We start from the raw sequence: 19,244 nt of genomic DNA, 5'->3' as shown, positions 1-19,244 counted from the left end.
GGTGCCTGCCGGTTGATTGCCCAGGGGTCTTGTAAATTGGGGCCTAGTAAATTCGAGTGTAGAAAATTCGGGGGCAGTGGTTAAAACGGCGGGGTTTTCTGTGGCGATGCTAGTTGGTTTCGGTGAGTCTTTAGATTCGACTTTTACATCGCGGGTTACGGTGTGCGTGGGGTTGGTTTTAGGTAACGATTTGGCGACGGCATTCGGAGTTTGGCTGGGTGCGGTTTCTGTTGTTTCTGTTGTTTCTATTGTTTCAGTTGTTTCAGTTGTTTCAGTTGTTTCAGTTGTTTCAGTTATGGTTTTGGCATTTACAGCGGGCTGTGCATCAAACTTCGCCGGAGGAGCTAGAACGCGCTGCGGCGATAGAGTCACCGCAACCGTTGCCGTGGCCCGTGGTGGCGATGTAATGCTGGAATAAGGGCTAGGCCAAGACAATAGCCAAGCAGAAAGGGCCAGGTGGCCACAGCCAGATAGGGTTAATGCCAACCAAAGGCGCCGCCGGCTAAATAGGGGAGGGCGGTTTGCGGGGCTTAGGTGTATTCCGGGGAGTGGGTCATCCATGAATTTCCGATAGGCCCCATTGCCGTGGTTGAAACACACCGCCCTAGACTGGTAGTTGTACGATAAGTTCCACACTTGAACCCTGCCGATAATTACTGCCGATAAGCGGTATTCACCATAGAGGTTTTGCGGCGACAACGGTAGACTCAGCACCAGCATCCACGCGCATACTCGAAGCGCGAGTTGGGATAGGAATAATTAATGGTTCTATTAACGTTATATATACTTCTGGCGGTGGGCTTTTCATTTTTGTGTTCGGTGGCCGAGGCGGTGCTGCTGAGCGTAACACCGGCCTACGTGCACGACTTAGAACAAAAAGGTAAGCGAGCCGGGCCGGTACTGGCGGCGTTAAAGGCGCAAATTAATAGCCCTCTGGCCGTGATCCTTACGTTAAACACCGTGGCCCACACCATGGGGGCGGCTGGTGCCGGTGCCCAGGCCGCGGCTGTGTTTGGTAGCAATGTGGTGGGGGTGTTCTCGGGCATCCTAACCCTGGCTATTTTGGTGTTGTCCGAAATTATTCCCAAGGCCATTGGAGCCAGTTATTGGCGCGCTCTGGCGCCCAGCGTGGGCTTTGTGTTGGCGGCGTTGGTGAAAGTGCTGCATCCGTTTGTGGTGGTGGCGAATAAACTCACCGAAAAAATTACCCACGGTGCCGGCCTGGAGGGATTTAACCGAGCGGAGTTTATCGCTTTGGCCGATTTGGGTGCACGCCAGGGCGATCTAAACGAGCAAGAAACCGCCATGCTCAAAAATATTGTTAATCTGCGCGAGTTGCAGGTGCGCAACGTAATGACGCCAAAAACCGTGGTGTTTCAGTTGCCTGCCAACACCAACATAAGCCAGTTTTTTGAAAACTATGCCGGTAAAGAGTTTTCGCGCATTCCATTATTCGATGATCAGAAAAAAGTGACCGGTTTTGTGCTGAAGTCAGAATTGCTGTTGGCCCACGCCCAGGGCCAAACCATTAAAGAGCTAAGATCCTATCAACGCCCCCTAGCGGCGGTGGTGGATGGCGGTACTTTGCTGGCCGCGCTACAGGAATTCATTCAGCAAAATTTGCAAATTGCCTTGGTGGTTAACGAGTACGGTGAGATGCAGGGCATCATCACCCTGGAAGACATATTAGAGGCGTTGCTGGGAGTACAGATTGTAGACGAGAGCGATAAGGTCAATAACCTGCAGCAGTTGGCTCGTAAATTGGCTAAATTCCGTCGCCCTAAAACTTAGTCGCGCTTAAGTAACGTCGCAGTACCTCGGCTGAATAAAGAAAAAGAAAAGGAATAAAAATGTTATTGAAGCAGTGCTATAACTTTCACGATTTTCGTAAATTGGCGCGCAAACGTTTACCTGGCCCAATATTTAATTACATTGATGGCGGTGCCGATGATGAAGTGACACTACGCCGTAACACAGAGGCGTTTAATCAATGCGATTTGGTGCCTCGTGTGCTGCAGGGCGTAAAAGACATTGATTTGTCGGTGGACGTTATGGGCACCAAATTACAGCTGCCGGTGTATTGCTCGCCCACGGCGCTACAGCGGTTATTCCACCACCAGGGTGAATACGCCGTGGCTGCTGCAGCGGAAAAGTTTGGCACTATGTTTGGTGTGTCTTCGCTGGGTACGGTTTCCATGGAGGACATAGCCCAGCAATTTAATACGCCCCAGGTGTATCAATTTTATTTCCACAAGGACCGCGGCTTAAATAACGCCATGATGGAGCGCGCCAAGGCCTCGGGTATCGACATCATGATGCTCACCGTGGATTCCATCACCGGTGGTAACCGAGAGCGTGATTTGCGCACCGGGTTTTCCATTCCGTTTCGATTGAACCTAGCCGGCCTATGGCAGTTTGTGAGCAAACCCATGTGGGGAATTAACTACGTAACCCACGAAAAATTCTCCCTGCCGCAGTTGCAAGCCCACGTCGATATGGGCGGCGGCACCAGCTCCATCGGCGACTATTTTACCAATATGCTTGACCCATCCATGGATTGGGACGACGTGGCGGACATGGTAAAACGCTGGGACGGCCAGTTTTGCTTAAAAGGCATTATGAGCGTAGAGGATGCAAAAAAAGCGGTGGACATCGGCTGCACCGGCATTGTGATTTCCAACCACGGTGGCCGGCAGTTGGACGGCTCGCGCAGTTCCTTTGATCACCTAGCAGAAATTGTCGACGCCGTGGGCGATCAAATCGACGTCTTGTTCGATGGCGGCGTACAACGCGGTACCCATGTGTTAAAGGCTCTGGCTTTGGGTGCCAAGGCCGTGGGTGTTGGCCGCATGTATTTGTACGCCCTGGCCGCAGCGGGCCAGCCCGGTGTGGAGCGGGCGTTGACTTTAATGAAGGCCGAAATCGAACGCGATATGCGTTTAATGGGTTGCCACAGCGTTAGAGAGCTACAACGCAACCACGTGCGTTTTCGTTAGTTAGTTTGGTTCTTGCAGGGCGCTAGGTGTAGCGCCCTGTGCGCTATCCATCAATAGATCCTACCAAATCGATTCCACCCACTCAGGGTGATCCACAAACGGGTTGCGATTGCCCTGGAACTGCTCGGCGTCGTCGTTGCGGTCGAGTTCTTTTTGGCTCACCGGGTCTTCGTTGTGCCAGCGTTTCAGCATCTCCAAATGCCAGGTTTCGAATACTTGTTGGCTGCTGCCATCCAGCACCGCATTACCGTAGCTGGAATTATTCTGCCAGCCACTGATGCGATCTTGGTAGCGGGTGGCCATGTAAAAGTACGCCCGGGCTAGGTCGCCTTTAAACTGGTCTATGGGCTCAAATACAGTGCCGCTGTAGCCAAGGCCGCTGCGGGCACTGCCCAAGAGTGAACCGTTTTGGCTGGTGCGGCTAGCGCTGCCAACTTCCCCGAAGGGATAGCTGCCACGCCAGGCGTTGACTTGCCCATCGGTGGCAAAAATATGGTGCACGTCTGAGTTCATAGGCGCCACCGAGCCACCAAACCAACTGCGCGGAAAACTGTGCTCTCGGTTGTAGCAATCGGCTTCGCTGTTGTAGGTGCCGCATTGATCGGAGCCGGGGGTAAAGTTGTATGGGTCTGCAGATTGCGGATTTTCTGAATAGATATCCAAAATCGTGTAGTTATTTTCGTAGTAGCTGTCGGTTTCGTAGGCCAAATAAAAATCCCACAGCGCGCCGTAGCTTTGGGTGGTGTGGTTTCCAATGATACTGTGCAATTCAGACTTAAGCGCATAGCCGGAAAGGCCCGCCGCCGAGGCATAGTAAGCCTCTAGATCGCCACCGCCCCCGCCATTGTCACCACCACCACCACCGTCGCCGCCATCATCGATCGGCAAGCTGAATTGGCGGGTTTGCTGATCGCTAAATTCGCCACCACTGGCCAGGGTTTTGCCGGCCAGACTTAGGCTATAGCCGCCGTTGCCTTGGCTGCAGCACATGCCGTCGCCGTAGCTGTCGGTGACCGTTAGCGTGTAGTTGCCGTCTGCTAAACACAGTGCTTCGGTATAGCTTTGGTTACTGCTGTAGCCGCCTCCCGAGGCGACCTGCTGGCCGTTTAAGGTAATATCCCACTGGGTTTCGCTGCCATAGTTATCAGTGTTTAAAGCCAACTCTAAGGCGTGCCCACTGCAGCTAGTATCGGTCCCTGCGGTAATACTGATTGGCACGGTTTCTTCATCGCCAAATTGGCCGCCATTGGCGATTTCTTCACCATCTATCAGCAACTGAAAATAGCCGTTGCCGTAACCACAACAGATGCCATCGCCGTAGCTGTCGGTAATGGTAAAGCTGTAGTTACCTTCGGTGAGGCATAGGTCCTGCTCGTACAGGGTGTTGTTGTTCAAGCTAGCAGTGCTACTAGCTAGGGCTTGGCCGGCCGCGTTGCGCAACTGCCATTGGGTTTCCGAGGCGTAGTTATCGGTGAGAAGATTAATGGCCAGCGTGCTGCCAGAGCAGTTGGACTGCGCTTGGCTTGCACTTGCAGCAACGGCCATAGCTAAAAATAGTATGCGGTTTAGCAGAGTCATTGTGAGCCTCGTGGGGTAAGAGAATAATGGCGTAACCTTATTTGCCTAACGAGTCAGATTTGTGACCAATCAAAGATAAATGGCCAAAATAGGGCCCTTCTGGCAATCTTGACGCTTATTGAAAACTATTGGCGCCGCTTTCTCTTACGCTTGGCTACAAGCGGTGCTTATTTTTTTAGTCACAAATTTAAGGTACTCTTCGACACCCTGCCCACGAAGGCAGAGCAATAAATACAGTGCATCTTATTGGTGCGATTCAACGCAGAGGAAGCAATGGCTAGAATTCATTTTATCAGCGGTGAAAAAGGCGGTGTGGGTAAGTCGTTCACATCTCGTGTGTTAGCTCAGTATTTTATCGATCAGAAAAAGCCGTTTGCCAATTACGACAGCGATCAGTCCCACGCGACGCTTAGCCGCTTTTACGCCGATTACACCAAGGCCGTGAAAGTGGACGATCTGGAAAGCTTGGATGAAATCTTAAAGCAGGCGGAAGAGAAGCCGGAGTTGGAAATCATCGTCGATTTGGCCGCGCAAACCGCAAAGCACTTGGATGTGTGGATTGAAGAAAGCGACTTGTTTGAGTTTTTAACAGAAATAGACGCAACGGTTTATTTTTGGCACGTAATGGACGACGGCGCGGATTCTGCTCGGTTGTTAGATAAATACCTGCGCCGTTACGGCGATAGCCCCATGCAATTGATTGTGGTAAAAAACCAGGGCCGGGGTCAAGATTTCAGCTTCTTTGACAATTCAGAGATTGCCAAAAAAGCCAAGGCCGCAGGTGCCGTATTCGTTACCTTGCCTAAATTAGTGGCCGGACTTACCCAAAAGATAGATTTTTATAACTTCAGTTTTTGGGCCGCCACCAACAACACTAAGGCGATGTCCGCTATTGAGCGCCAGCGAGCCAAAAAATGGCTGCAGGACAGCTACCGCGAGATAGACCTAGCCTTTAAGTAACAGCGTAAGGCGAGCAGGTAAGGGGAACAGGTAAGGGGAGCGGCTTAAGTACCCCATAGAATCCGGTACTGGCGAATAGCGATGCTGGATTGGGTGTGGTCTTTTAGTGTCGCCCAACTCTCCTGCGATTTATGTAGGGAAATATCGGATCACTGGGAATATTCCGAGCTCAGGACGTTTTTAGCTCGCCCTGAACATTAGCGTCTACAGCGCCGGAATCAACCACAGTGGCCCCAGCGGCTTTGCTCACCTGCCGGGTATCTTCTAGTTGCGTTTTTATCTGCGGGTAGTAGGCCCAAAATACAAGTTCACATTGATGCATCTTGGCAATGGCCTCGTTCACTAACGCGGCCAGCTCTTGGCTGTAAAATTGGCTGTATTTGCCAAGTTTTATTCCTGTACTAATCAAGCTGTTCAGGCTTAAGCTGCGGGCAATATCGGTAACCAATTGCGCACTCTGCTGTAAGGATTCCATATCCTGGTTGTCGAAATCCTCCAACAATTCCTGTTTTAAACCAGGGCACTGCCTTAAATAGAGTTTCACCATCTGCGCCAGTTGATCCTCGTTGCCAGACAACTGCTCCAGCACCGCAGATCTATCCCACACGCGCAGCTCGGCCGTAGTGCGTGCTTGTGAGTGATCGCTGGGGTGTTTGCTGGCCAGGGCCGTGGTTTGGTCAAAGGATAAAAACTTCGCCAGTGTGGCGCGCAGTTTCTCAGCGTTGATCGGCTTGGTTAGATAATCGTCCATGCCGCTTTTTAAGCACTTGTCTTTATCGCCGTCCACCGCATTGGCGGTTAATGCAATAATGGGTATGGATTTTACCGGGGAGAGATCTGATTCACTTCGGATGGCCTGGGCAGCTTGATAGCCATCCATCACCGGCATCTGGCAATCCATAAAAACTAAGTCGCACTGTTGGTTTGGGTCCGCTAGTAGGGCTGTGGCTTCTAGGCCATTTTGTGCAATCACCGCGTCCAATCGATACTGTTCAATCATTGCGATAAAAACTTCCTGGTTAATATGATCATCTTCCACCAGCAGTACCGTGATATTTTGCTTGCTTGGGTTGGCGCTGGCTTCCTCTTTGCGGTGTTGCTCCAGTAATTGTTGCCGAGGGTGTTGCGCCATGGCAAAAATCTTAAATAACTTTTGCTCGGTTATTGGTTTTGTGAAATGACTGGAGAATCGCCATTTGATCAGTTCGCTCGCGTTATAGTTGTGATTGATTTTATTCAGTAATACAAATTCCACGGCCGCAAGGGCAGAAGACGTCATTACCTGTAAATTGTAAACGCGGTTTTTTTCAAATAGGGTTTGGTCAAAAAGCGCCAGGCATTGTTGCTCAGTATTTGGGTACTGTTTTATAACGTTGGCGGCGGCGACGATGCTGTTGGCGGATAACGCTGTAATACCCCATAGAGTAAGTTGGCGTTGCATCGACATGTACAGACTTTGATCGTCGCAAATAATCACCAAGTAAAAAGCCGATACATCAACGTTAGGGCGGATTTGTTTAGCCTCTTTTGCCGCTTGTAATTCAACTTTTACGGTAAAGCAGCTGCCTTTGCCCGGCTGGCTTTGCACCGATATCTCACCGCCCATTAAGGAACACAATTTTTGCGTAATGGCCAAGCCAAGGCCAGTGCCACCGTATTTGCGCGTGGTAGAGGCATCTACCTGGGTAAAGGTGTCGAATAGGCCGTCTAATTTGTGCGGTGGAATACCAATGCCGGTGTCGTGCACCGAGCACACTAGGTGCTGCGCGTTGCCGCTTGTTTCTAGGGCGGCGCGCACAAATATCTCGCCGTGTTCAGTAAATTTTACGGCGTTACTCACCAGATTAATTAATATCTGGCGTAGCCGAGCGCTGTCACCGCAGACTCTATCCACGGTGATATCGCTTAAATCTAATACCAATTCAACATTTTTACTTTGTGCCGGTAGCGCCATGGATTCTACGGTTTCGCCAATCATTTTGCGCAGATTAAAATCACGCTGCTCAATTTCCATTTTGTTGGCTTCAATTTTGGAGAAATCCAAAATGTCATTGATCAACGTTAACAAGGATTCACCGGAGGTCTTTGCCATGCTGAGTTTGTAGCGCTGGTCAGGGTTTAGCTGGGTGCTCTCTAACAGTTGAATCATACCGAGAACGCCATTGAGCGGTGTGCGAATTTCGTGGCTCATGCTGGCCAAAAATTCCGATTTAGCTAGGCTCGCTACATCGGCTTGATCCCGCGCTTGGCTTAGCTCGTGGTTATAGGCGATGAGTTTGGTTTGATGCTGGAAGTTATCTTGCACCAAGTCGTTATAGGCGTCGGCGAAGAGTCCTAGGTCGTCGGTGCGAGAGTGTTTGATTTTTGGCAAAAAGCCGTCGCTGTAACGGCCCTGAACTACGGCGACAAATTCGTGCAGCGGGCCTATGAGTTGGTGGCGGAACAGCCAATAGGTAAATACCGCACAAGCGGCAAAGGCCACCACAAATAAAAAAGCTGCAGAATAGATATTTTGTTTAGCGGTAAGGCTGGTGTTTTTGTTCAGTTCAACCATCAGCCACAAGCTGGAGAGCGAGTCCAGGGAGGGGGTTTCTATGCCTAGCTTCAAATAGCGTGTGTTGTGATTATCTGGCTGCTTTGCACCTAACATTGCGGCTCGGAATACTTGTTTTTGCGAGCTGTTTAGATTGGTGGAAAGTGACTGCACACCGCTAAATGCACTGTCTGCCACGATGCGCTCGGCGTGGCCATCGACGATGACCAGTCGATCAAAGATAGGCTTGGACGCCAGTTGGCGTACCACGGTTTGTAAAACCTCAGCAGTTGGGTTGGTATCCGCGGCGATGCTGATGGTTTCAGCGACAGTGGCTATTTGCGTCGCGAGCAAGACTTGCTCGGTGCGCTGGGACGTAACCACAATGGCGGCCAAAGCTAATCCGAACGCGAGCCCGAGGCAGGCCAGGGTAGGCAGGATCAATTTCGCCGTTAGCGATCCTAGCAGGCGTTTACGGATACCGTTCATTGCTGTTTGGGTGTTTCAAATTATAAAGTTTTAGTTGCTACTGTAATGAGTACGAAGGTGGTCGTTTTGTTCAACGTATGACAGTAATTGTGACCCATAAAGTAGACGCACGGTTTACCGTATTGTGCTTAAAAGTATAGAAGAGCGTTGGAGTTTTGGCGGGAATACTGCATTACTTTATATCATATGGCGGGTAGAGCGACATTAACGGCGGACTGTGTTTAGGTAATGAGTGGGGTTATAGCTGGAAGATAGCAGAACGCGCCGGTGTCGCTAATTTTACTGAATAAAAAACCCGGCTTCCTAATTAATAGGCTAGGAAGCCGGGTTTGTTATTTGCAACCTCAGGCATTAAGGAATTGGGAAATGCTCTATAACCCCTTGGGCGTCCGTGGCCACGCCATTAATTAATTTAGGGCGGTACTTTCGTCCTAGAATGGCTTGTTTTATGTCGCTGATTTCACCGACTTCAATACCTGGGTTTTCCAACACGGTGAGATTGCTGGCATTGCCTCGCCAGGAAACGTCATAGCGAATGACGATTTTCTGTGCCAATGCGTTTTTATTGGCCCGCTGGGATTCCACTTCCGGCAGGCCTACTGGCATGCGGACAATTTCTTCGCCAGGTTGGTGATAATTTAAATTACTGAGCAGTAAATCGTAGGCTCTGTTGTACTGTTTTTTGGCAGATTCCGGCCGGTTGTAAAGTTGATACCAGTCGGCCAGTAAAATTTCCGCCTCCACCTGGGGGTGAATGTCGCCCTGAGCTTCCTGGCTGTGTATTTCTATCATGCGTTCAATGGCGTCTTTTCCCTTGCGATACTGCTCCATTAAAAAGTTGGCTTGGCTCAAATTACTTTTTAATACGTCGGGCTCACCATCAATTTTAGTCGGCTCAATTGGGCGTTTTTTTTCTGCCGACATCAACGACAAATAGTAAGCTGTTAATGTTATATCCTGCAGCCAGGGCAACATCGATTGATCTTGCTGGCCGTGTTGTTCCAGGGAGTTGACCGCTGTGGTAAACCAATAGTCTGCTTTTACGATGTGCAATTCTGCCGCCGTGCTGCTCAGCGAGTTTCCGCCGAAAAAGGCGTTTAAATGCTCCCGTGCCAGAGAGCGCACACCGCGCAGGTAAGCGTCGGGGCCGTTGCTGCCGTGCTCGTCGGCCAGCCATTGCCAATGGTGTAAAAAGTCGTCTGCCAGTTGCCAGTCTTTCAGTGCCAGGGCGCTGCGCACCATGGCGTCTAAAATGTGCTCTTGGCTGCTGGAATAGAGGCCTTGATTAATGCGCTCTACGTGCATGGCAGATTTAAACACGCCCAGTGCAGATAGATGATCTTGCTCGTTTTGCAATTGGCTGCCCAGGGAGGCGTAGAGCTGGCCAAGCTGAGGCGAGTAGGGCCCATACTCGGATAGCGCCATGTCTATCTCGTGTCGTATTTGTTGCGAGGCGGATTGCGATGGCTGTTGCCAGGATAGCTCGGCCGCCGTGGCGGGCATTTGGCCCAGGCGTGTTTCGCTCATGGCCAGTGTTTGAGCAGTTCCGTTTGCTCCATAGGCGCAACAACCTGCCAGCAATAGGTAACGACAACATAACCGTAAATTCATAGTGGATATTTCCTCTTGTTAACCCCCAAGTTGTTTACAGGCCATCAAACACCCAGCCGCGGGTTTTGCGGCGGCAGCGGTTTGAATGGTTTAAATAGCTCAAAAACGCAGACGCCACGGGGCATCGCTTGCGCAATGAGTTGAGATTATTATTGTGAGATAGTGAGCGTTACTTCGGCTCAGGAGGCGGGCCAGGGCAAATTGCTTGCTCTGCTGGGCGGAACCTAATTTAGGTATAGCCCAGCTCGGCTCGCCCGACCAGTGAGGTTTGGCGACAATTTTGTTTGGTTAAACATGTGCCTACAAACTGTTGAATAGTCGCCTTAACGAAGCCATCAACATACAGTTAAATACAAAATTCGTACCGGCAACAAACCTCAGTTAGTTGGTTAGGATGTTTATCTCCCAACCATGCCGCAGCCCGCAATCGACTGTGGCCGGAAGCGCCGTTTATGGCAATGCGGGCGACAGGTAAAACACAAGGAAATAAAAAGCATGCAAGAGTCACTGGCAGAGCTAACCCGCCAGCTTCAGGTGAAGATCCCTAATGGTGCGTTGGTGGCTACGCAATTACCTCGATGTCCCAAAATAGAGCTTTGGCTTCTGGCGGCGGATTATCCCCAATGGCAGCTAAGCCATGAGCAGGCGGCAGAGCTGATGGATAAGCCGCCGTTTTGGTCGTTTTGTTGGGCCAGTGGCCAGGTGTTGGCCGGCCAGATTCTGGCTAACCCCGATTGGGTGGCGGGTAAAACCCTAGTGGATTTTGGTGCGGGTTCTGGCGTGGTGGCCATTGCCGCGACCCTGGCGGGCGCGCAGCAAGTGTGGGTGTGTGATCAAGACCCGATTGCCCTGCTGGCGGCGCAAGCCAACGCTGAGCGCAATGGTGTGCAGCTGGCCACCTGTGAATCACTGGAAAACGCTCCGGCGACGGACATCATCACCGTAGCGGATGTCTTCTACGATCGGGATAATCTGCCGTTACTGACCACCATGCTGGCCCGTTATGGCGAGGTGTTGATGGCTGATTGTCGCTTGCACGGTGCCGAGATTCCGGGCCTTACCATTGTTGGCCATCATCGCAGCCACACCGTACCGGATTTGTCCGAATCCGACGAATTTAACAATGTGTACTTGTATCGCGGGGGGCGCACTCTTTAAAAGCGGTAACGGCTCATGGCATCGCCCAGCTCCGCCGACAGCGATTGTAAGTCTGCCGATGCATCCAAAGTATCGCTGGCGCGTTCGCTACTGCGCACCGCCGAGGCCGATATATTGCGAATGGTTGTGCTGATTTCTCCGGCGGCCGTACTTTGCTGGTTGATGGATTGCGCAATCATACTGCCATGTTCGTTGAGTTTACTCACCGCACTGAGGGTGGCCGAGATTAGTTGCCGCGAATCGTGCACCGCATCGACGTTGTCTTTGCTGCATTTGTCGGCATCGCGCATGGTGGCCAGGGCAGCTTCGGTGCTGGCGCTAAAGCGTTTCAGCATGGTGTCCACTTCCTCGGTGGAAGACTGGGTGCGGCTGGCCAGTGAGCGAACTTCATCTGCTACCACGGCAAATCCTCGGCCTTGCTCACCGGCCCGGGCAGCTTCGATGGCGGCATTCAATGCCAACAAGTTGGTCTGCTCGGCAATGGAGCGAATCACATCCAGCACCGATGAAATTTCGTCACTGGCCGAGGCCAGCTCGGTGATGGTGGTGGCGGAAGCGGCCACACGTTGGGCCAGTTGTTCGGTGACTGTGACGGATTTCGCCAGCTGTTGGTCACCATCGCGGGTTTGCTGATCCGCCTGTGAGGTTGCCTCCGCTACCTGCTCCGCCGTCTGCCCAATCTCCGCAGCATTGGTGGACATCTGCTCAATGGCAGCGGCAATCATATCGATCTCTCGGTTCTGGCTGGCTACCGATTGGCTGGCGTCCTCGGCAATGAGTTTGAGTCTGTCCGATGCCTGGGTCAGCCGTTGCGCCAGGTGGGCAACGGTTTGCACGGTGGTGTGTACCTTGCCCAGCAGGCCGTCGAAGGCCGTGGCAAGTTGGCCAAATTCATCGGTGGTGGTCAGATTCAACCGCGCGGTGAGATCGCCGTCCCCCTCTGCGATGGTATGCACGCGCTCGGTGGTGATGCGTAGCGGACGAATTACCACTGAGTTCAACAGCACATACACCAAGCCCAAAATAATAAGGCCGATGGCGGCAATAGCAGCGCTGGTCAACAGGGACAATTTAAGTACTTCGTTGTGCACCTCTGCCTTGGAGTAGGCGGTAATGATTTCGTAGCCCCAGGGGCCGTAGGGCTCCCGCCGAACGACCCAGCCATCGGCATTGTTGGCAATAATTTCCTCTACTTGGCTGGGCTCGGTGCCGTTGGAATGGCTGCGCAGTTTGCCTTTGTTATCGACGATGGCGAGGAAGCCGTGGTCCAAAATGGAGCTTTCAGAGATGATTTTTTCTAAGTGATTTAGATTGGCTTTGTAGCCGACATACCAAATACCAATGGGGCTGGATGAGCTATTGGTAATAATGGGTTCGTAGGCGGTTATGTACGGGTTGCCTAATATGTCCACTAATCCGTAGTAAGCCTGGCCGGCATTAATTTTTTGTATGGCCGCCCCGGTGGGACTAAGAATGGTGCCAATTGCGCGACCAGAGGCGGTTTGTACGTTGGTTGATACGCGTACATAGTCGGCGCCGTCACGTGCGAAAATGGTGGCGGTTCCACCCATGATGTCGGTGACCCCATCCACCACTGAAAAGTTATTGGCAATGGCTGTGGTGCCAAGGTAAAGATCGCGGGTCTGGCGGCTTTTTACTTGTACCTGGTCACCCAAGCGCGGGTCGCCAATCTGTGAGGCTCGCAGCTTTAGCAGTTTCATGCTGGCGGCAACCTGTTCACTGACCAGTGTATTGGTGGTATCCAATAGAGCCCACGCTTCTTTCGCGTTGAGGCTACTTTCGTAATCCGCTCGGTTGGTAACGCGCTTTGACTGGCCAAAGTAGACGCCAATCATGGCGCAAATTATGGTGGCGACGATGACCAGCGTAATGGTGGACATAAACTTGGATGAAACCGACATGCAAATGCTCCAGCATGGCAACTCCGGGGACTGGTGTTGCACGATAAACCTCGCAAACCTGCCCGAGTTGCGGTTTGCACAATAAACCGGAAGCGCTTAAAAACACCTTCCTTCATAGGAGTTTAGGCTATTTCTGAAAAAATGCGGTCGGCCAAGTTATGATAGCCATTGCTAATGTTTGGTGGCCGGAGCATAGAGTAGTCCTCAACCATAGGCGTGCTGGGGCCACCAAGCGTTACGCTCGGTCGCCCCGAGTGAGGTCCGTCGAATCAATATACGCCCGCCTAAGTGTTACAACCCAAGTGCTACAACCCAAGTGCTACAACCTAAGTGCCACAAAATGTGCAGATAATTTCTTCTTGTTTACTGGGGGACGAGGCTAGGTGGTCAAATTCGGTATTGGCTGTGTGCGGCTGGGCCAGGGCGCCCACCATTTGGTTAAACAGGTCAAAGTTTTGATCGTCGCAGGCGTCATCAATGGCTTTTTGTATTAAGTGGTTGCGCGGAATATAAATGGGGTTGGTGGCCAGCATTTTGGTGCAGGCGTCGGCCACGTTAATGTTGTGGTTGCCCAAGGTTGCCAACCAATGTTTGCGCCAAATATTGAAACCCTCGTTTATTTCTGCAAAGTTCACTGGGGTGGCTAGGCCGCAGTCTGCGTTATTGGCGAACAAGGCTAAACTACGGAAACTTTGGCTGAAGTCCAATTTGTGTTGCGCAAGTAAGGATAAAAATTCTTCCACCAGCGGCTGGACGCTGGCATCGGCAAAGTTAAACCCTAGTTTTTCGGCAAATAATTGCTGGTAATGGCGGTGATAAATATCGGCGAAGCCCTGCAGTGCCTGCTCCGCTTTTTTAATCGCCTCGGTTTCTGTCGGGGCTAATAGATGCAGTAAGCACTGGGCAAGCCAGCTTAAATTCCACACGGCAATTTCCGGCTGGTTGTTATAGGCATAACGCCCTTGACGGTCGATGGAACTGTACACCTGTTGTGGATTGTAGCCATCCATAAAGGCGCAGGGGCCGTAGTCCACGGTCTCTCCACACAGCAGCATATTGTCGGTGTTCATTACGCCGTGGATAAAACCCACACTCATCCACCGGGCGATCAATTTGGCTTGGGCCTCAATCACCGCGTTGAGCAGGCCCAGATAAGGCTCGTTGGGAAAATGTTCGTCAACGTAAGCTTGGTAATGGCGATTAATGGTGTAGTCCGCCAAGGTTTTTACCGATTCAGTATCCTTGCGGGCCGCGAAGAATTGCAAGGTGCCGACACGGATGTGGCTACTCGCTACTCGAGTTAGCACGGCGCCAGGTAATGGCGTATCGCGCAGCACTCTTTCACCGGTGGCCACAGCCGCCAGTGAGCGAGTTGTGGCGATGCCCAAGGCGGCCATGGCTTCGCTGACGATGTATTCTCGCAGTACCGGCCCAAGGGGAGAGCGACCATCGCCCTGGCGTGAGTAGCGGGTGGGCCCGGAGCCTTTTAACTGCACATCGTACAATGCGCCATTGTTGGCTCTGATTTCGCCTAACAAGATGGCTCGGCCATCTCCCAGCTGCGGGTTAAAGTGGCCAAATTGATGGCCGGCATAGACCCCGGCCATGGGCTGGCTGGTCTCGGGCACGGCATTGCCAGCCAATATAGCCAGTGTGGTTTGGTCGGGCTGGCTGGTATCCAGCCTCAAAAAGCTCGCCAGAGCTGGGTTGTAGCGTATCAACACTGGGTTTTTAACCGGTGTTGGCAGTTGTGCCGAATAAAATTGGCTGCCCATGGCTTGGTAAGTATTCTCCCAAGCGGCTGTTTGCAAGGATGCCATGTTGCTTCCTAAATTGTTTGCATTTACCCCATCTTACCGAAAATTCAGCGCGAAGATAGAGGCGAGCATGAGCAGGCTTTGGTCTGCCGGCCGCCGTTTGCTAACATGCCCACCGCACTTTGTAATTGCTGCGTGGTCTTACCAAGCACGGGCAGGCGCTCATTTACGGCATAAGCTTATAACCTGCTGACCAGTCACACCGCTAATCATCTTGGGGGAACAAGAATGTTTAACAATAATGCAGAAACCATTGGCAAAACACCGATGGTAAAGCTGGCTAATTTGTGGCCCGCTGGCAATGTCTACGCCAAAATAGAATCCAGAAACCCAGCCGGCTCCGTGAAGTGTCGCATCGGTGCGGCCATGATTTGGGCGGCGGAAGAAAGCGGCCAATTAAAACCCGGCATGACGCTGATCGAACCCACCAGTGGTAACACCGGTATTGCATTGGCCTTCGTGGCGGCGGCCAAAGGCTATTCGTTAAAATTAACGATGCCTGCCAGCATGTCCTTGGAGCGCCGAAAAATTATGAAGGCCTTGGGCGCAGAAATCGTACTGACCGAGCCTGCTAAAGGTATGAAAGGCGCCATCGCCAAAGCGCAAGAATTAGTAGAGCAAAACCCCGAGCAGTATTTAATGCTGCAACAATTTGAAAACCCAGCCAACCCAGCCATCCATGAAAAAACCACCGGCCCGGAAATCTGGCAAGACACCGACGGCGCCATCGATGTATTGGTTGCCGGCGTTGGCACCGGCGGTACTATCACGGGAATTTCGCGTTACATTAAAAACACCCAGAGTAAAGCAATTACTTCGGTGGCTGTTGAGCCAATCGATTCGCCGGTAATTACTCAAACCATGAGCGGCGAACAGCCCACTCCTGCGCCGCACAAAATTCAAGGCATTGGTGCCGGGTTTGTGCCTAAAAATTTGGATACCTCGCTGGTAGATCAGGTAGAGCAAGTCAGCAATGAGGATGCCATCAGCATGGCTCGTCTGTTAATGCAAAAAGAGGGTGTGCTAGCGGGTATTTCCTGTGGCGCGGCATTGTGTGCTGCTTTGCGGCTGGCGGAAAAACCCGAGTACCAAGACAAAATGATTGTTGTGGTGTTGCCAGATTCCGGCGAGCGCTACCTCAGCTCCGCTTTATTCGATGGCATGTTCACCGATAACGAATTGGTTCAGTAACAAGGCTAGTCTGTTGATCTCCTCTCCTTTGGTGCGATGCCGGGGAGAGGTTGTTGTCTTATAGAAACGGTGACATCACACGGTTGAGATTTTAGTACTAAAGATCTATGCCGATAGCATTTAAAAGTCCCTTCTCCAATAATTGCCACACACTCTTTTTAATTACCTAATCATTTCTTCTCAATGTTCTAATAAACGGCGGCGGTTAAAAAAACCACAGCGTTCACAGCTAGTAGAGTGCTTGTTTCGCATTATTTATTAACCATGCTTATAGATTTAATCACAATACGGTGCTAATAAAGCCCAGTGCGGGAGTTCTGGGTGAGGTATGATATTCACCAAGCCGCTTTGCGAGTAGGTCGTGCCCGTCCTTGTACGCCGCGCAACGCTTTGTCGTTGTACTCAATCAATTCCCACAATCTATTCCATCAGATTTTTTAGCGTGTGTGGGGGCGAGGGTCTGTTTATCATGGCCGGTATTCCTGGAGTAGTGCCGTGCCTGTATGAGTTTTGGTCAATGAAGTTAAAAAAACGATTTGTATTTACTGTGTTGCTATTAGCGACATCAACAATATCAATGTCTGCCTTGGCGCAAGGCAATCGCTGGCTACAGCTGATCTGGGAAAACGACATTATTGCCCAAGATGATGCCGGTTATACCAATGGCGTGGCGATCAGTTGGGGGCGAAACGGTTTGGCCAGCTTCGACGGCCAGTTGCCCAATTGGCTCAATGAATTAATCGACGATACCGAATTTGCCCGAGATCCTAATCGGCGCCGGGCTATGGGCTATGTGTTGGCCCAGCAAATGTTTACCCCGGGTGATATTCAAGCGCGAGAGCTCATCGATACCGATCGCCCCTATGTTGGCCTAACCCTATGGGGCGCAAGCCTCTACAGCTTCGCCGAGCGCAGTGCGGATCACTGGGAATTAGTGCTGGGGGTGGTTGGCCCGTGGTCAGGCGCAAAACAGGGCCAAAAGCTGGTTCACCGCATGACCGGGTCTCAACAGCCCAGGGGGTGGGACAATCAAATCCATAACGAACCGGTATTTGCCGTGCGTGGGCAGCGGCTGTGGCGTATTCACGATGGGGTAGTCAATGGTTTGCAGTGGGATTTGGTTGGCTCACTAGGGGCTGCGGTGGGTAATTTAAGAAGCGAGACCGGCGGCTTATTAGTGGCCCGTTTGGGCAGCGGTTTGGCCAACACCTGGGCGGCGGTATCAAGTATCTCCTCGCGGGAGGTGAATTCCCTGGGTGGCCCTGGGCTAACCGGTTGGCAGTTGTATTGGTCGCTTGCCGCAGGCTACGTTGCTAACGACATCACTCTTAATGGCAATACCTTTCGAGACAGCCACTCGGTGGGCATCGAGCATTGGCGCGCGGGCACTTCGGTTGGGGTGCTGCAAAACTGGGGTCCCATTGGGTTGAGTTTTTCATACCAGTTGGCCACGGATGAGTTCGACACACAAACAGTGAACACACGCTTTGGCACTCTGGCTTTTACCTATCGCTACTAGCGGCCTGGTTGCTAATAGCCGATGTAGAGGCTGTTGTTGGCGGTCACTGTCAGAGGCTAATCTTAGAGGCTAAGACACAGCTGGAACTTTCCTCTAAGGTAGGCTTCTCAGCTTAATTGTGACCTTTCTTTTATAGGATCGAGACCCAAAATGAACGCATGGTATCTGCTGTGTTTTTTGTCGGCATTTGCCGTGCTAATCGCCTGCCTTAATCAACACGTTCTTAAGCTGCAACAAACCATCGCCATTACCACGGTCTCCGTTGTCACCTCCCTGGCGCTGGTGGTTAGTGTGCAGCTATTGGACAATGAATTATCTAAGAGCATTATTGCCGTGGTAGGCATGCTGGATTTCAATCAATTGTTGCTCAACGGCATGCTCGGGTTTCTACTATTTGCCGGCGCATTAGAGATTAACCTGGCAGCTTTGGAGAAACAGCGTTGGCAAATTGCGGTGTTGGTTGTGTTCTCTACCTTGTTGTCCACTTTTTTGGTGGGTTACGGTGCTTATTGGGTGTTTGCGGCCTCGGGCTGGCCTGTGCCGCTGGTTTATTGTTTATTGTTTGGTGCATTAATCAGCCCAACCGACCCTATCGCCGTACTGGCTATTTTTAAAAAGTTACAAGCGCCGGAGAGTATCGCCGTCAAGGTGGAAGGGGAATCCCTGTTTAATGACGGCGTTGGCCTGGTGGTGTTCACTACCATATTTTCCGTGGCGTTTACCGGCACAGCGCCCACCGCATTGGGAATCGCAGAGCAGTTTTTAAAAGAGGCCGTGGGCGGTGTGGCCTTTGGTTTTGCGCTGGCCGTGGTTGCCCATTATTTAATTATCACCGCTCGCCAAAGTGGTTTGCGGGTGTTGATTAGTATGTTGATTCCCACTGCGGGTTATTCTGCAGCTACCTTGCTGGAGGTCTCCGGTGCACTGGCCATGGTGGTGTGCGGCATCTTTATTGGTAACGTCACACGCGGCCATTTAGCTCGGCAGCACGCCGATCACGACCCCAGTTATGTGCAGCACTTTTGGCACACCATAGACAGCTTTTTAAACGCGCTGCTATTTTTACTTATCGGTTTAATGTTGGTTACCTTCCCGGTTACCTGGCGAGAAATAGTTGTCGGGCTGTGTATGGTGCCGGTGGTGCTGTTGGCCCGGTTTATCAGCGTGGGAATTCCGTTTATTGGCTTTAGGCGCATGGGTAAGTGTGACCCCCATGCCGTTAAAATCCTCACCTGGGGCGGTTTACGCGGCGGGTTGGCTCTGGCCATGGCGGCGTCCATTCCGGAGCAAGCCATGACAGTAAACGGTGTGGATTTGCATGGTTTGATTTTGCTGGTCACCTACGTGGTGGTGATATTCTCGATTATTGTGCAGGGGCTAACCATCGCGCCATTGATTCAAAAAAGCATTGTAGCGGCAAACTCTTCCAGCCCCTAAACCCTACCAAACGCCACATCCCACCGCTGAAAA

General features: G+C 51.6%; 13 protein-coding genes. 8 read left to right on the top strand and 5 right to left on the bottom strand.

The features are described from left to right. Nucleotides 1-100 precede the first annotated feature (100 nt). The 3 genes from ACGHM3_RS20260 to ACGHM3_RS20250 all read left to right on the top strand — a co-directional run bounded on the left by ACGHM3_RS20260 (nt 101) and on the right by ACGHM3_RS20250 (nt 2,996). Nucleotides 101-418, top strand: coding sequence for a hypothetical protein (locus ACGHM3_RS20260; protein ID WP_345423347.1), 318 nt, complete (start codon nt 101-103; stop codon nt 416-418). Nucleotides 419-762: 344 nt separating this feature from the next. Then, a complete protein-coding gene (locus tag ACGHM3_RS20255) occupies nt 763-1,791 on the top strand; it encodes a CNNM domain-containing protein (RefSeq protein ID WP_345423345.1) in 1,029 nt (342 codons plus the stop codon). A 59-nt stretch (nt 1,792-1,850) separates the two neighbouring features. Further along, the gene (locus tag ACGHM3_RS20250; RefSeq protein WP_345423342.1) at nt 1,851-2,996 is read left to right on the top strand and encodes an alpha-hydroxy acid oxidase; all 1,146 of its coding nucleotides are present in this window, start codon (nt 1,851-1,853) and stop codon (nt 2,994-2,996) included. 60 nt (nt 2,997-3,056) lie between these two features. On the opposite strand, the gene ACGHM3_RS20245 is transcribed toward ACGHM3_RS20250, so the two are convergent. Continuing rightward, the gene (locus ACGHM3_RS20245; RefSeq protein WP_345423339.1) at nt 3,057-4,574 is read right to left on the bottom strand and encodes an endonuclease; all 1,518 of its coding nucleotides are present in this window, start codon (nt 4,572-4,574) and stop codon (nt 3,057-3,059) included. 273 nt (nt 4,575-4,847) lie between these two features. On the opposite strand from ACGHM3_RS20245, the gene ACGHM3_RS20240 reads away from it, so the two are divergent. Next, nucleotides 4,848-5,534, top strand: coding sequence for a hypothetical protein (locus ACGHM3_RS20240; protein WP_345423336.1), 687 nt, complete (start codon nt 4,848-4,850; stop codon nt 5,532-5,534). 169 nt (nt 5,535-5,703) lie between these two features. On the opposite strand, the gene ACGHM3_RS20235 is transcribed toward ACGHM3_RS20240, so the two are convergent. Both ACGHM3_RS20235 and ACGHM3_RS20230 read right to left on the bottom strand, forming a co-directional pair. Further along, complete coding sequence (locus ACGHM3_RS20235) at nt 5,704-8,556, bottom strand: ATP-binding protein (protein WP_345423333.1); 2,853 nt, start codon at nt 8,554-8,556, stop codon at nt 5,704-5,706. 351 nt (nt 8,557-8,907) lie between these two features. Continuing rightward, on the bottom strand, nt 8,908-10,167 hold the full coding sequence (locus ACGHM3_RS20230) for a hypothetical protein (RefSeq protein WP_345423330.1): 1,260 nt from the start codon (nt 10,165-10,167) through the stop codon (nt 8,908-8,910). A 495-nt stretch (nt 10,168-10,662) separates the two neighbouring features. Here ACGHM3_RS20230 and ACGHM3_RS20225 point away from each other — a divergent pair, with 495 nt between their 5' ends. Next, nucleotides 10,663-11,325 carry a 50S ribosomal protein L11 methyltransferase gene (locus ACGHM3_RS20225; RefSeq protein WP_345423327.1) on the top strand — a complete coding sequence of 221 codons (663 nt, stop codon included), beginning with the start codon at nt 10,663-10,665 and terminating at the stop codon, nt 11,323-11,325. Here ACGHM3_RS20225 and ACGHM3_RS20220 read toward each other — a convergent pair. Together ACGHM3_RS20220 and ACGHM3_RS20215 are read right to left on the bottom strand one after the other, a co-directional pair. After that, nucleotides 11,322-13,247 carry a Cache 3/Cache 2 fusion domain-containing protein gene (locus ACGHM3_RS20220; RefSeq protein ID WP_345423324.1) on the bottom strand — a complete coding sequence of 642 codons (1,926 nt, stop codon included), beginning with the start codon at nt 13,245-13,247 and terminating at the stop codon, nt 11,322-11,324. The genes ACGHM3_RS20225 and ACGHM3_RS20220 overlap by 4 nt on opposite strands. A 326-nt stretch (nt 13,248-13,573) precedes the next feature. After that, complete coding sequence (locus ACGHM3_RS20215; RefSeq protein ID WP_345423321.1) at nt 13,574-15,067, bottom strand: protein adenylyltransferase SelO family protein; 1,494 nt, start codon at nt 15,065-15,067, stop codon at nt 13,574-13,576. 225 nt (nt 15,068-15,292) lie between these two features. Between ACGHM3_RS20215 and cysK the strand changes: the two genes are divergently transcribed. The 3 genes from cysK to ACGHM3_RS20200 all read left to right on the top strand — a co-directional run bounded on the left by cysK (nt 15,293) and on the right by ACGHM3_RS20200 (nt 19,211). After that, complete coding sequence (gene cysK / locus ACGHM3_RS20210; protein WP_345423318.1) at nt 15,293-16,255, top strand: cysteine synthase A; 963 nt, start codon at nt 15,293-15,295, stop codon at nt 16,253-16,255. 517 nt (nt 16,256-16,772) lie between these two features. Next, entirely contained in the window at nt 16,773-17,774 is a 1,002-nt protein-coding gene (locus ACGHM3_RS20205; RefSeq protein WP_345423315.1) for a lipid A deacylase LpxR family protein, read from the top strand. 150 nt (nt 17,775-17,924) lie between these two features. Continuing rightward, nucleotides 17,925-19,211: a sodium:proton antiporter gene (locus ACGHM3_RS20200; protein WP_345423312.1), complete on the top strand. Its 1,287-nt coding sequence runs from the start codon at nt 17,925-17,927 to the stop codon at nt 19,209-19,211. The last annotated feature ends 33 nt before the right edge of the window (nt 19,212-19,244 follow it).

The organism is Halioxenophilus aromaticivorans (genome assembly GCF_042850945.1).
GTDB classification, from domain to species: domain Bacteria; phylum Pseudomonadota; class Gammaproteobacteria; order Pseudomonadales; family Cellvibrionaceae; genus Halioxenophilus; species Halioxenophilus aromaticivorans.
The sequence above is the reverse complement of the archived record's forward strand: the minus strand, read 5'-3'. Positions and strand labels throughout refer to the sequence as shown.